This window comes from Citrobacter sp. wls708, assembly GCF_005281255.1.
In the GTDB taxonomy this organism is placed as follows: Bacteria; Pseudomonadota; Gammaproteobacteria; order Enterobacterales; family Enterobacteriaceae; genus Citrobacter; species Citrobacter werkmanii.
In genome coordinates, this window is record NZ_SZXE01000003.1 from 40892 (window position 1) to 53395 (window position 12504).

The window sequence follows — 12504 nt, forward strand, 5'->3', positions numbered from 1 at the left end:
AGAAAAGATAGCGGAGTTGGACGAGATACTCTGGCTATTCACAACCTAACGATGAGGATTTGATGATGAATAAAGACGAAGTCGGCGGCAACTGGAAACAGTTCAAAGGTAAAGTGAAAGAGCAATGGGGCAAACTGACCGACGATGATATGACGGTCATTGAAGGCAAACGTGACCAACTGGTCGGTAAAGTCCAGGAGCGTTACGGTTATGCAAAAGATCAGGCGGAGAAAGAAGTCACTGACTGGGAAAACCGCAACGATTACCGCTGGTAATTAGTCCCCTCCTGAGAGTACAAGGATGTACGCTCTCTGGCTTAGCGACCGACTTTCTTTTTCACCAGAATTGAGTGGTCATGCTGGCATTCGCCCGGATGGCGACAGGCTTCAACCTCCACGCATGCCGGGCACAGCCCGTGAGCTTCAATCACGTTATGCCGCAGAGCAAAACCCATTTTTGCCGCCAGCATATGCATGATGTCTTCCACACCCTCCGCACACTCTTCTTTTACCACGCCACAGCGATCGCAAATAAACATCGCAGAACTGTGGGTCGGTTGATCGAACAGGTGACACAGCACGTAGCTGTTGGTCGATTCCACTTTATGTACAAAACCTTGTTCCAGCAGAAAATCGAGCGCACGATAAACGGTCGGTGGCTTGGCCTGCGGCTCGGTTTCCCGTAGCAGGTCGAGCAGGTCATAAGCGCTAATGGCGCCTTCCTGCAGGCTCATCAGGCGCAGCACTTCGAGGCGCTGTGGCGTTAGCCGCACGTTGCGTTGCGCACAGAGTTTTTCAGCTTGAGCCAATAACTCCTGCGTGGTGGTTTTGTCCATTTGGCGCCTCGATTTGTGTGAAAGGTTAATCCCTTACTTTATCATGTTCTGCTTAAAACGCCGAGATCCGCCGCTGTGTGCTATACCTGACGCATCGTATTCTGGAGAATCCACATGAAAAGACCCGACTGTATTCGCCACTGGCGAGAGGTGGAGGGGCTGATGACTCCACCTACCCCGACAGCAATGAACTTTTTGCTATTGGCGCGCCGCTTGCCCGTAAACTGGGGTTAGGAAGACTAGGTATTCATCATGAACGCCTGCCGCCGGGGCGTCGCACATCTTATCCTCATGCCGAAAGCGATGAAGAAGAGTTTATCTATGTGCTGGAAGGTTATCCGGAAGCCTGGATTAACGGCTATTTATGGAAGCTCGAACCTGGCGACAGCGTCGGTTTTCCGGCAGGAACCGGGGTGTGCCACACCTTTATCAATAACACCAGTGAAGAGGTGCGCTTGCTGGTCGTGGGTGAGACAAACAAAAAATATAATCGCATTTATTACCCGCTTAACCCGGTTTATGCCGCCACGCGCGAGGATCGCTGGGTTGACCATCCGCCGCAGTTTTTTGGCCCACATGACGGCAAACCGGGGCGCAAATAACGCTCTGTGAGAATATGCTGTGCGAGCCACGATGATGGGGCGCACTATCGCACCGGTCTATGCTATAGTAGCGCCCCTTTTTTAACCGGATGCTTGAATATTCGCCATGCTGCCTGAATCTCAGTCTACCGCTTTTCCCGCTCATCGTTTTTCTATCGCGCCGATGCTCGACTGGACGGACAGACATTGCCGCTACTTTTTGCGCTTACTGTCCCGCCAGACGCTGCTGTATACGGAGATGGTGACCACCGGAGCGATCATTCATGGTAAAGGCGATTATCTGGCGTATAGCGAAGAAGAACATCCGGTCGCGTTGCAACTGGGCGGGAGCGATCCGGCTGCGCTGGCGCAGTGTGCGAAGCTCGCTGAACAGCGGGGCTATGACGAAATTAACCTCAACGTGGGTTGTCCTTCCGACCGCGTACAGAATGGCATGTTTGGCGCCTGTCTGATGGGGAATGCGCAACTGGTCGCCGATTGCGTCAAGGCGATGCGCGATGTGGTGTCGATTCCGGTGACGGTGAAGACCCGAATCGGCATTGATGATCAAGACAGCTACGAATTCCTGTGCGATTTCATCAACACGGTATCTGGCAACGGCGAATGCGAGATGTTCATCATTCACGCCCGCAAGGCCTGGCTGTCCGGATTAAGCCCGAAAGAAAACCGCGAGATCCCTCCGCTGGATTATGACCGTGTTTATCAGTTAAAGCGTGATTTCCCACATCTGACGATGTCGATCAACGGCGGTATTAAATCGCTGGAAGAAGCGAAAAAGCATCTGCAACATATGGATGGCGTGATGGTGGGGCGTGAAGCCTATCAAAATCCCGGAATTCTGGCGTCAGTCGATCGCGAAATTTTTGCTACTGCTACTCATGATGCTGATCCGGTCGCCGTGGTGCGTGCCATGTACCCATATATTGAGCGTGAACTGAGTCAGGGCACTTATCTGGGGCATGTGACGCGCCATATGTTGGGACTGTTTCAGGGGATCCCCGGCGCACGTCAGTGGCGTCGTTACCTGAGTGAGAACGCGCATAAAGCCGGAGCCGATATTAACGTCCTGGAACATGCTTTGAAGCTGGTGGCTGATAAGCGTTAGTTTCTCACTAAAAGTTAGTTAATTTCACCACACCCTGTGCGTTGTCACAGGGTGTTTTGTTTTATAAATCAGTAGATTAACTTTGGCATGTTTCTTGTAAAGGAATGGAGAGTATTTTATTTCGGGAGAGAGTCATGCTGGAACTACTTTTTGTGATTGGATTTTTTATCATGCTGATGGTCACCGGCGTCTCGTTGCTGGGGGTGCTGGCCGCGCTGGTGGTAGCCACCGTCGTCATGTTTTTGGGCGGGCTATTTGCCTTGATGATTAAACTGTTGCCCTGGCTGTTACTGGCCGTTGCCGTGGTGTGGGTGATCAAGGCGATAAAAGCGCCAAAAGTCCCACAGTATCAGCGCAATAACCGCCGATTTTACTAAGGTATTGAGTGGTCCGTCACAACCTGAAACATTGCCTTTAGAACCAAATAGGAATTGATTATAAAATCTGTCACTATTGCCTGGTTAACGAATTCATCGAGCTGTACCCTACATACAGCCGAACTAAAAAAAAGAAAGGGCTTCCTGCGGGAAGCCCTAATTCTTTACGGGATTAGCAGACTCGATCCCTGCGTGGCGCGACTTTCCAGCACTTCATGAGCACGCTGCGCGTCGTGCAGCGCAAATGTCTGACCAGGTGCGACATCCACTTTGATCACCCCGCTGGCAATCAGCGAGAACAGCTCATTGCTGGCTTCGGTTAATTCATGGTGGTTGGTGATGTAACCCTGGAGCGAAGGGCGGGTCACGTACAGCGAACCTTTCTGATTCAGAATCCCTAAATTTACACCAGTCACGGGTCCGGACGCGTTGCCAAAACTGACCATCAGTCCGCGGCGCTGCAGACAATCGAGAGACGCCTCCCAGGTATCTTTCCCCACCGAGTCGTACACCACCCGCACTTTTTTACCGCCGGTGATCTCTTTTACCCGCTCAACAATGCTTTCTTCACGATAGTTAATCACCTGCCACGCGCCGGCCTGCTGCGCAATTTGCGCTTTTTGCGCATTGCCGACGGTGCCAATCAGTTTCGCTCCCAACGCTTTCGCCCACTGACAAGCGATCAGACCGACGCCACCTGCGGCTGCGTGGAATAAAAACGGTTCGTCAGGCTGGATTTCATAGGTTTTGCGCAACAGGTAAAAAACGGTCAGCCCCTTCAGAAACGAGGCGGCTGCCTGTTCAAACGAGATAGCGTTAGGCAGAATAGCGGCTTTATCAGCCGGCACGTTATGCACTGAGCTGTAAGCGCCAAGCGCAGACTGAGCATACACCACGCGATCGCCAGCTTTGATGTGCGTCACTTTGCTGCCAACTTTGCTGACCACGCCTGCGGCTTCGGTACCCAGACCGCTGGGCAGAGAAGGCGGCGGATAAAGACCACTGCGGATGTAGGTGTCGATGTAGTTGATCCCTATCGCTTTATTCTCGACCTGGATTTCGTTTTCCGCCGGGTCAACCGGCGTAAACTCCACAGCCTTGAGTACATCAGGCCCACCATGCTTGTGAAATTCAATACGTGTTGCCATGCTTCCTCCAAAAGAAATGTGGTAATCTTTCGACCCAATCATTATCTCGGTAACTCCATTCACTATGGCAGGAAATAAACCCTTCAACAAACAACAGACTGATGCTCGTGAGCGCGATTCCCAGGTCGCCGGGCTGAAAGTACCGCCGCACTCGATTGAAGCGGAACAGTCGGTGTTGGGCGGTTTAATGCTGGATAACGAACGCTGGGATGACGTGGCCGAACGCGTGGTCGCGGAGGATTTTTATACCCGCCCGCACCGGCATATCTTTACGGAAATGCATCGCCTGCAGGAGATGGGAAAACCCATCGATCTGATTACCCTGGCAGAGTCGCTGGAGGTTCAGGGCCAGCTGGACAGCGTGGGCGGTTTTGCGTACCTGGCTGAGTTATCGAAAAATACGCCAAGTGCGGCCAACATTAGCGCTTATGCGGATATCGTCCGCGAACGTGCCGTTGTCCGTGACATGATTTCGGTCGCGAACGAAATTGCGGAAGCCGGATTCGATCCGCAAGGACGTTCCAGTGAAGACCTGCTGGATCTCGCGGAGTCTCGCGTCTTTAAAATCGCTGAAAGCCGCGCCAACAAAGACGAAGGTCCGAAAAACATTACCGATGTGCTCGACGCTACCGTCGCGCGTATCGAGCAGCTATTCCAGCAGCCGCACGACGGCGTCACCGGGGTGAACACCGGTTATGACGACCTCAACAAAAAAACCGCTGGTTTGCAGCCGTCAGACCTCATCATCGTCGCCGCGCGTCCGTCGATGGGTAAAACGACATTTGCAATGAACCTCGTCGAAAATGCGGCGATGTTGCAGGATAAGCCGGTTCTTATCTTTAGTCTTGAAATGCCCTCAGAGCAGATCATGATGCGTTCCCTGGCCTCGCTTTCACGCGTAGACCAAACAAAAATTCGTACTGGTCAACTGGATGACGAAGACTGGGCGCGAATTTCCGGAACAATGGGTATTTTGCTGGAGAAACGAAACATCTATATTGATGACTCCTCCGGCCTGACGCCAACGGAAGTGCGTTCGCGTGCTCGTCGTATCGCCCGTGAACACGGCGGTATCGGACTTATCATGATCGACTACCTGCAGCTGATGCGCGTGCCGTCGCTTTCCGACAACCGTACGCTGGAAATTGCTGAAATTTCCCGCTCGCTGAAAGCGTTAGCGAAAGAACTGCATGTGCCGGTGGTGGCGCTGTCGCAGCTTAACCGCTCTCTGGAACAACGCGCCGACAAGCGTCCGGTCAACTCAGATCTGCGTGAATCCGGCTCCATCGAGCAGGATGCCGACTTAATCATGTTTATCTATCGTGATGAGGTTTATCACGAAAACAGCGACTTAAAAGGCATCGCCGAAATTATTATTGGTAAGCAGCGTAACGGTCCGATCGGAACGGTTCGCCTGACTTTTAACGGACAGTGGTCGCGATTCGACAACTATGCGGGCCCACAATACGACGACGAATAAATCTCCGTCATCCTTCATGCTGCAGATGCGTTGACTTCGCCCGTTCACCCCGGTCACTTAGTTTACTAAGCTTCCGGGGATTCTCAGGCTTGTCGCCTTTCTGCAACACGAATGATTTAGGAGATTCTTTTATTAAGGAATACACATGCAAGCGGCAACTGTAGTTATTAACCGCCGCGCTCTGCGACACAACCTGCAACGTCTGCGTGAACTGGCTCCTGCCAGTAAACTGGTTGCGGTCGTGAAAGCGAACGCCTACGGCCATGGTCTGTTAGAGACCGCGCGAACGCTCCCCGATGCGGACGCTTTTGGTGTCGCTCGTCTTGAAGAAGCCCTGCGGCTGCGCGCGGGTGGCATCACGCAGCCTATCCTGCTACTGGAGGGATTTTTCGATGCCACCGATCTGCCGACTATCTCCGCGCAGCGTCTGCATACCGCCGTACACAACCTGGAGCAGCTCGAGGCCCTGGAGGCCGCAAAACTGGCTGAGCCGGTCACCGTCTGGATGAAACTCGACACGGGCATGCACCGCCTGGGCGTGCGTCCTGAGCAGGCCGAGGCGTTTTATCAGCGCCTGACGCAATGTGAAAATGTGCGCCAGCCGGTCAATATCGTCAGCCACTTTGCACGCGCGGACGAGCCTGAGTGTGGCGCGACTGAAAAGCAGCTCGATATCTTTAATAGCTTCTGTGAAGGCAAACCGGGGCAGCGTTCGATTGCCGCATCCGGTGGTATTCTGCTGTGGCCGCAATCTCACTTCGACTGGGCGCGTCCGGGGCTGATTCTGTACGGTGTATCACCGCTGGAAAACCACTCTATCGGTGCCGATTTTGGCTGCCAGCCGGTGATGTCGCTAACCTCCAGCCTGATTGCGGTGCGTGAGCACAAAGCGGGCGAACCGGTCGGCTATGGCGGTACCTGGCAGAGCGAGCGCGACACGCGTTTAGGCGTGGTGGCGATGGGTTATGGTGATGGTTACCCGCGTGCGGCGCCGTCTGGAACACCGGTGCTGGTCAATGGTCGTGAAGTGCCGATCGTTGGTCGCGTCGCGATGGATATGATCTGCGTCGATTTAGGCCCTGAGGCACAGGATAAGGCCGGTGATTCAGTGATTCTTTGGGGTGAAGGTTTGCCCGTGGAACGCATTGCTGAAATGACGAAAGTAAGTGCTTACGAACTTATCACGCGCCTGACCTCAAGGGTGGCGATGAAGTATATCGACTAAGTTCATGATATGCCGGACAGGCGGAACGCCGCCATCCGGCAATATGCTCGCCAACTGCAACATCCTCTCGATCTTCTTCCGCTTCCGGTTTATTGTGTTCTTATCCTCTGCCTGTAAACCTGGAGAACCACCTCGTGTTTCAAAAAGTTGACGCCTACGCTGGCGACCCGATTTTATCGCTCATGGAGCGATTCAAAGAAGATTCACGTAGCGACAAAGTGAACCTCAGCATTGGTCTGTACTACAACGAAGACGGCATTATTCCTCAGCTTAAAGCGGTGGCGGAGGCGGAAGCCCGACTCAATGCCCAACCGCATGGCGCTTCGCTGTATCTACCGATGGAAGGTCTGAACACGTATCGTAATACCATTGCGCCGCTGCTGTTTGGCGCAGATCATCCGGTTCTCCTGCAACAGCGTGTCGCAACCATTCAGACGCTGGGTGGTTCCGGGGCGCTAAAAATTGGCGCAGACTTCCTGAAACGCTATTTCCCTGACTCTGGCGTATGGGTCAGCGATCCAACATGGGAAAACCATATCGCGATTTTTGAAGGGGCTGGATTCGAAGTGAGTACTTACCCCTGGTATGACAATGAAACCAACGGGGTACGTTTCAATGACCTGCTGGCGACGCTGAATACCTTACCAGCGCGCAGCATCGTGCTGCTGCATCCGTGCTGCCATAACCCGACCGGTGCAGATTTAACCCCTGCGCAATGGGATGCCGTTATTGAGATTCTGAAATCGCGCGATCTGATCCCGTTCCTCGACATTGCCTATCAGGGCTTTGGCGGCGGAATGCAAGACGATGCTTACGCGATCCGCTCTATAGCCAGCGCCGGATTACCCGCTCTGGTCAGCAACTCATTTTCTAAAATTTTCTCTTTATACGGCGAGCGCGTCGGTGGGCTGTCTGTGGTATGTGAAGACGCCGATGCGGCAAGCCGCGTTCTCGGGCAATTAAAAGCGACCGTACGTCGTAACTACTCCAGCCCGGCGAACTTTGGTGCGCAGGTGGTCGCTACGGTACTGGGTGATGACGCGCTGAAAGCCAGCTGGCTGGCGGAGGTCGAAGAGATGCGTACCCGCATTCTGGCAATGCGCCAGGAGCTGGTTAACGTGCTGAGCGCTGAAATTCCTGGCCGTAACTTCGACTATCTGCTGCAACAGCGCGGCATGTTCAGCTATACCGGGCTTAGCGCTGCTCAGGTCGATCGCCTGCGTGATGAGTTTGGTGTGTACCTGGTTGCCAGTGGTCGTATGTGCGTGGCCGGTTTGAATCACGCTAACGTGCAGCGCGTGGCGAAGGCCTTTGCTGCCGTTATGTAACAATCTGGTTTGCCGGATGGCGGCGTCAACGCTTTATCCGGCCTACAAGAGCATTGGTTTTTTTCGTTTGTAGGCCGGATAAGCGTAGCGCCATCAGGCACGCTTTTCTGTGTGATCGTGCTCTTTTTCTGTAACAAAACCAGAGAAAATCCTTCCTTTCCCTCCCCTCAGGGGGTAAGGTCAGATAGTTTTTTGACCAGTTGTTAATAAAAAAATGATAACTAACTGACTACTTAGGGAAAAATATGCGCAAGTTTACGTTGGCACTGAGTGCCGTTTGTTTATTGTTCACGTTAAATCAGTCTGCTCAGGCATTAGTTTCTTCTCCCTCGCAGCTCAATCCAGGCACCAACGTTGCAAAACTCGCCGAGCAGGCCCCCATTCACTGGGTTTCCGTGGCGCAAATTGAAAACAGTCTGACTGGACGCCCGCCGATGGCCGTCGGGTTTGATATCGATGATACCGTCCTTTTTTCCAGTCCGGGCTTCTGGCGCGGTAAGAAAACGTACTCTCCGGACAGTGAAGATTACCTGAAGAATCCGGCTTTCTGGGAGAAAATGAACAACGGCTGGGACGAGTTCAGTATTCCAAAAGAAGTGGCGCGCCAGTTAATTGATATGCATGTGCGTCGTGGCGATAGCATTTTCTTTGTCACCGGACGTAGCCCGACGAAGACTGAAACGGTATCGAAAACGCTGGCTGATAACTTTCACATCCCGGCCGCCAATATGAATCCGGTCATTTTTGCCGGTGACAAGCCGGGCCAGAACACCAAAACGCAGTGGTTACAGGATAAAAACGTGCGCATGTTCTACGGCGATTCTGACAATGACATCACCGCCGCTCGCGACGTGGGTATTCGCGGTATTCGTATTTTACGTGCTTCCAACTCCACCTATAAACCGCTACCTCAGGCTGGCGCGTTTGGTGAAGAGGTGATCGTAAATTCTGAGTATTAAAGGCGCAGGCTGCTATTTGGTGGTTTTTTAAACAAATTTGCGTTACCGGCTTTTACCTTTTGCGGACTTGCTGCACACTGAATAAAAGATGTTCTCATTAGGCGAGTGCTGGTAAGGGGAATAAAGATGACGAATTCGGAGTTGCTGCAATACTGCATGGCAAAAACGGGCGCGGAGCAGAGCGTGCACAGTGACTGGAAAGCCACACAAATCAAAGTCGAAGATGTACTCTTTGCCATGGTAAAAGAGGTAGAAGAACGCCCGGCGGTCTCTCTGAAAACCAGCCCTGAACTGGCGGAATTACTGCGTCAGCAGCATAGCGATGTACGACCAAGCAGACATCTGAATAAAGCGCACTGGAGCACGGTGTATCTGGACGGCTCGCTGCCGGATTCGCAGATTTATTATCTGGTTGATGCCTCTTATCAGCTGGCGGTAAACACGCTGCCGGAAGATAAACGTCGGATATTGGCGCAGCCCTGATCTGTTTTGCCGGATGCGGCGCAAGCGCCTTATCCGGCCTACAAGAAATTATGCATATTCTGTAGGCCAGATAAGTGTTGCGCAATTACAACAGCGGTTTGAGGAAGCGGGCCGTGTGTGAAGCTTCACACTCAGCGACCGTTTCTGGCGTGCCGGAGACCAGAATTTCCCCGCCGCCGCTACCGCCTTCCGGACCGAGATCGACAATCCAGTCAGCGGTTTTGATTACGTCCAGATTGTGCTCAATCACCACGATGGTGTTGCCCTGATCGCGCAACTGATGCAGCACGTCCAGTAACTGCTGAATATCCGCAAAATGCAGACCGGTGGTCGGTTCATCAAGGATATACAACGTCTGCCCGGTGCCGCGTTTTGACAGTTCGCGCGCCAGCTTCACGCGCTGCGCTTCGCCGCCGGAGAGCGTAGTGGCCGACTGGCCGAGACGGATATACGTCAGGCCCACGTCCATCAGCGTTTGTAGCTTACGCGCCAGCGCCGGGACGGCATCGAAGAACTCGCGTGCTTCTTCAATGGTCATATCCAGCACTTCGTGGATGGTCTTGCCCTTGTACTTAATCTCCAGCGTTTCGCGGTTATAGCGCTTGCCTTTACACTGGTCGCACGGCACGTAGATATCCGGCAGGAAGTGCATTTCAACTTTGATCACCCCGTCGCCCTGACAGGCTTCACAGCGTCCGCCGCGAACGTTAAAGCTGAAACGACCCGGCGTGTAACCGCGCGCGCGGGACTCTGGTACGCCAGCAAACAGTTCGCGCACCGGCGTAAACACACCGGTGTAGGTTGCCGGGTTGGATCGCGGAGTACGACCAATCGGGCTTTGGTCAATGTCGATCACTTTGTCGAAATGTTCCAGGCCCTGAACATCGCGGTACGGCGCAGGTTCAGCCAGCGTGGCGCCGTTCAGCGCTGTCTGCGCAATCGGGAACAGCGTGTCGTTGATCAGCGTCGATTTACCGGAACCAGAAACCCCGGTAATGCAGGTGAACAGGCCAACCGGCAGCGTCAGGGTGACATCTTTCAGGTTGTTGCCGCGCGCGCCGGTAAGCTTCAGCACTTTTTCCGGATCGGCCGCCACGCGCTGTTTCGGTACTTCAATTTTACGCTTACCGCTCATGTACTGGCCGGTCAGCGACTCAGGCACCGCCATGATGTCGTCGAGCGTCCCTTCGGCAACCACCTGGCCGCCGTGAACGCCAGCGCCCGGGCCGATATCGATAACGTGGTCAGCGGCGCGAATCGCATCTTCATCGTGCTCGACCACAATCACGGTATTACCCAGATTACGCAGATGGATGAGCGTGCCCAACAGACGTTCGTTATCGCGCTGATGCAGACCAATAGACGGTTCATCCAGGACGTACATCACGCCGACCAGACCCGCGCCGATCTGGCTTGCCAGACGAATACGCTGGGCTTCGCCGCCGGAGAGCGTTTCCGCTGAACGTGACAGCGTCAGGTAGTTGAGGCCGACGTTGACCAGGAATTTCAGACGATCGCCAATCTCTTTAAGAATTTTCTCTGCAATCTTCGCTCGCTGGCCGGCAAGCTTCAGGTTGTTGAAGAAATCCATCGCATGACCGATGCTCATGTCGGAAATTGCGGGCAGCGGCGTATTTTCAACAAATACGTGGCGGGCTTCCCGGCGCAAACGCGTCCCTTCACAGCTGGCGCACGGGCGGTTGCTGATGAATTTGGCTAATTCCTCGCGTACCGCGCTGGATTCCGTCTCTTTATAACGGCGCTCCATATTGTGCAATACGCCTTCGAACGGATGGCGACGTACGGACGTATCGCCGCGATCGTTCATGTATTTAAATTCGATATTCTCTTTACCGGAACCGTACAGCACCACTTTATGCACGGCGGGGTTCAGGCTGGCCCATGGGGCTTCGACGTCGAATTTATAGTGTTCCGCCAGTGACTTAAGCATCTGGAAGTAGTAGAAGTTGCGGCGATCCCAGCCGCGGATAGCGCCACCGGCCAGCGACAGTTCCGGGTTTTGAATCACCCGGTCAGGATCGAAATACTGTTGTACGCCGAGGCCGTCACAGGTCGGGCATGCGCCCGCCGGGTTGTTGAATGAAAACAGACGCGGTTCCAGTTCGCGCATGCTGTAGCCGCAGATCGGGCAGGCGAAGTTGGCAGAGAACAGCAGCTCTTCCGCTTTCGGGTCGTCCATATCGGCAACCACTGCCGTACCGCCGGACAGTTCCAGCGCGGTTTCAAACGATTCCGCCAGGCGCTGGGTGAGATCGCCACGTACTTTAAAGCGGTCAATCACCACTTCAATGGTGTGTTTCTTTTGCAGCTCAAGCTTGGGCGGATCGGACAGGTCGCACACTTCCCCGTCGATACGGGCACGGATATAGCCCTGACCCGCCAGGTTTTCCAGCGTTTTGGTGTGCTCGCCTTTACGCTCTTTAATTATCGGCGCCAGCAGCATCAGACGCTTGCCTTCCGGCTGCGACAGGACGTTGTCCACCATCTGACTCACGGTCTGCGCCGCCAGGGGAACGTCGTGATCCGGGCAGCGCGGTTCGCCAACGCGGGCAAACAGCAGGCGCAGATAGTCGTGAATTTCGGTAATCGTACCTACCGTGGATCGCGGGTTATGGGATGTCGATTTTTGCTCGATTGAGATGGCGGGAGACAGCCCCTCAATGTGGTCGACATCCGGCTTTTCCATCAGTGACAGAAACTGACGCGCGTACGCGGAAAGGGATTCAACGTAACGACGCTGTCCTTCGGCATACAAGGTGTCGAAAGCGAGCGAAGATTTGCCTGAGCCCGAAAGCCCGGTGACGACAATCAGCTTGTCGCGCGGGATGACGAGGTTGATGTTTTTGAGATTATGGGTGCGGGCGCCCCGAACTTCGATCTTATCCATTCATCTTTCCCGGATTAAACGCTTTTTTGCCTGGCTGCATGGTGCTACCGGCGA

The 12504-nt window shown here is 53.9% G+C and carries 11 protein-coding genes and 2 pseudogenes; 9 read left to right on the forward strand and 4 right to left on the reverse strand.

From position 1 onward, the window contains the following. The first annotated feature begins 65 nt into the window (after positions 1-65). Positions 66-275, forward strand: coding sequence for a CsbD family protein (locus tag FDW97_RS01930; protein ID WP_085049594.1), 210 nt, complete (start codon positions 66-68; stop codon positions 273-275). 41 nt (positions 276-316) lie between these two features. Here FDW97_RS01930 and zur read toward each other — a convergent pair whose 3' ends face one another. Continuing rightward, positions 317-835, reverse strand: a complete 519-nt coding sequence (gene zur, locus FDW97_RS01935) for a zinc uptake transcriptional repressor Zur (protein WP_038636258.1) — start codon at positions 833-835, stop codon at positions 317-319. A gap of 114 nt (positions 836-949) precedes the next feature. Between zur and FDW97_RS01940 the strand changes: the two are divergent. From FDW97_RS01940 to pspG, 3 genes and pseudogenes are all read left to right on the forward strand, one after another. Next, a pseudogene (locus FDW97_RS01940) lies at positions 950-1437 on the forward strand (cupin domain-containing protein). 106 nt (positions 1438-1543) lie between these two features. Then, entirely contained in the window at positions 1544-2542 is a 999-nt protein-coding gene (gene dusA, locus FDW97_RS01945) for a tRNA dihydrouridine(20/20a) synthase DusA (protein WP_121529835.1), read from the forward strand. A gap of 134 nt (positions 2543-2676) precedes the next feature. Next, the gene (gene pspG, locus FDW97_RS01950; RefSeq protein ID WP_016155352.1) at positions 2677-2919 is read left to right on the forward strand and encodes an envelope stress response protein PspG; all 243 of its coding nucleotides are present in this window, start codon (positions 2677-2679) and stop codon (positions 2917-2919) included. A 164-nt stretch (positions 2920-3083) separates the two neighbouring features. Here pspG and FDW97_RS01955 read toward each other — a convergent pair whose 3' ends face one another. Then, complete coding sequence (locus tag FDW97_RS01955) at positions 3084-4067, reverse strand: quinone oxidoreductase (protein WP_038642960.1); 984 nt, start codon at positions 4065-4067, stop codon at positions 3084-3086. A gap of 64 nt (positions 4068-4131) precedes the next feature. Here FDW97_RS01955 and dnaB point away from each other — a divergent pair, with 64 nt between their 5' ends. The 3 genes from dnaB (at position 4132) to tyrB (ending at position 8100) form a co-directional block, all read left to right on the forward strand. After that, positions 4132-5547 carry a replicative DNA helicase gene (gene dnaB, locus FDW97_RS01960; protein WP_137350592.1) on the forward strand — a complete coding sequence of 472 codons (1416 nt, stop codon included), beginning with the start codon at positions 4132-4134 and terminating at the stop codon, positions 5545-5547. A 145-nt stretch (positions 5548-5692) separates the two neighbouring features. Next, positions 5693-6772, forward strand: a complete 1080-nt coding sequence (gene alr / locus FDW97_RS01965) for an alanine racemase (protein ID WP_085049635.1) — start codon at positions 5693-5695, stop codon at positions 6770-6772. Between the two features lie 134 nt (positions 6773-6906). Beyond that, positions 6907-8100 (forward strand): aromatic amino acid transaminase, encoded by a 1194-nt coding sequence (gene tyrB / locus FDW97_RS01970; protein WP_085049636.1) that lies wholly within the window; start codon positions 6907-6909, stop codon positions 8098-8100. Here the strand turns inward: tyrB and FDW97_RS23750 are convergent. Next, positions 8052-8201 (reverse strand): annotated as a pseudogene (locus FDW97_RS23750) (hypothetical protein); the annotation flags it as partial. The gene tyrB and the pseudogene FDW97_RS23750 overlap by 49 nt on opposite strands. A 144-nt stretch (positions 8202-8345) precedes the next feature. On the opposite strand from FDW97_RS23750, the gene aphA reads away from it, so the two are divergent. Continuing rightward, entirely contained in the window at positions 8346-9059 is a 714-nt protein-coding gene (gene aphA, locus FDW97_RS01975; protein ID WP_085049637.1) for an acid phosphatase AphA, read from the forward strand. A gap of 126 nt (positions 9060-9185) precedes the next feature. Beyond that, positions 9186-9542, forward strand: a complete 357-nt coding sequence (locus tag FDW97_RS01980; RefSeq protein ID WP_038636271.1) for an MmcQ/YjbR family DNA-binding protein — start codon at positions 9186-9188, stop codon at positions 9540-9542. Positions 9543-9627: 85 nt separating this feature from the next. Here the strand turns inward: FDW97_RS01980 and uvrA are convergent, their stop codons facing one another. Continuing rightward, a complete protein-coding gene (gene uvrA / locus FDW97_RS01985; RefSeq protein WP_085049638.1) occupies positions 9628-12450 on the reverse strand; it encodes an excinuclease ABC subunit UvrA in 2823 nt (940 codons plus the stop codon). Positions 12451-12504 lie beyond the last annotated feature (54 nt).

Excerpts from the sequence above, each read along its gene's own strand:
- dusA (WP_121529835.1), top strand. The coding sequence starts at position 1,544 with ATGCTGCCTGAATCTCAGTCTACCGCTTTTCCCGCTCATCGTTTTTCT.
- FDW97_RS01980 (WP_038636271.1), top strand. The coding sequence starts at position 9,186 with ATGACGAATTCGGAGTTGCTGCAATACTGCATGGCAAAAACGGGCGCG.
- FDW97_RS01955 (WP_038642960.1), bottom strand. The coding sequence starts at position 4,067 with ATGGCAACACGTATTGAATTTCACAAGCATGGTGGGCCTGATGTACTC.
- dnaB (WP_137350592.1), top strand. The coding sequence starts at position 4,132 with ATGGCAGGAAATAAACCCTTCAACAAACAACAGACTGATGCTCGTGAG.
- FDW97_RS01930 (WP_085049594.1), top strand. The coding sequence starts at position 66 with ATGAATAAAGACGAAGTCGGCGGCAACTGGAAACAGTTCAAAGGTAAA.
- alr (WP_085049635.1), top strand. The coding sequence starts at position 5,693 with ATGCAAGCGGCAACTGTAGTTATTAACCGCCGCGCTCTGCGACACAAC.
- uvrA (WP_085049638.1), bottom strand. The coding sequence starts at position 12,450 with ATGGATAAGATCGAAGTTCGGGGCGCCCGCACCCATAATCTCAAAAAC.
- zur (WP_038636258.1), bottom strand. The coding sequence starts at position 835 with ATGGACAAAACCACCACGCAGGAGTTATTGGCTCAAGCTGAAAAACTC.
- aphA (WP_085049637.1), top strand. The coding sequence starts at position 8,346 with ATGCGCAAGTTTACGTTGGCACTGAGTGCCGTTTGTTTATTGTTCACG.
- pspG (WP_016155352.1), top strand. The coding sequence starts at position 2,677 with ATGCTGGAACTACTTTTTGTGATTGGATTTTTTATCATGCTGATGGTC.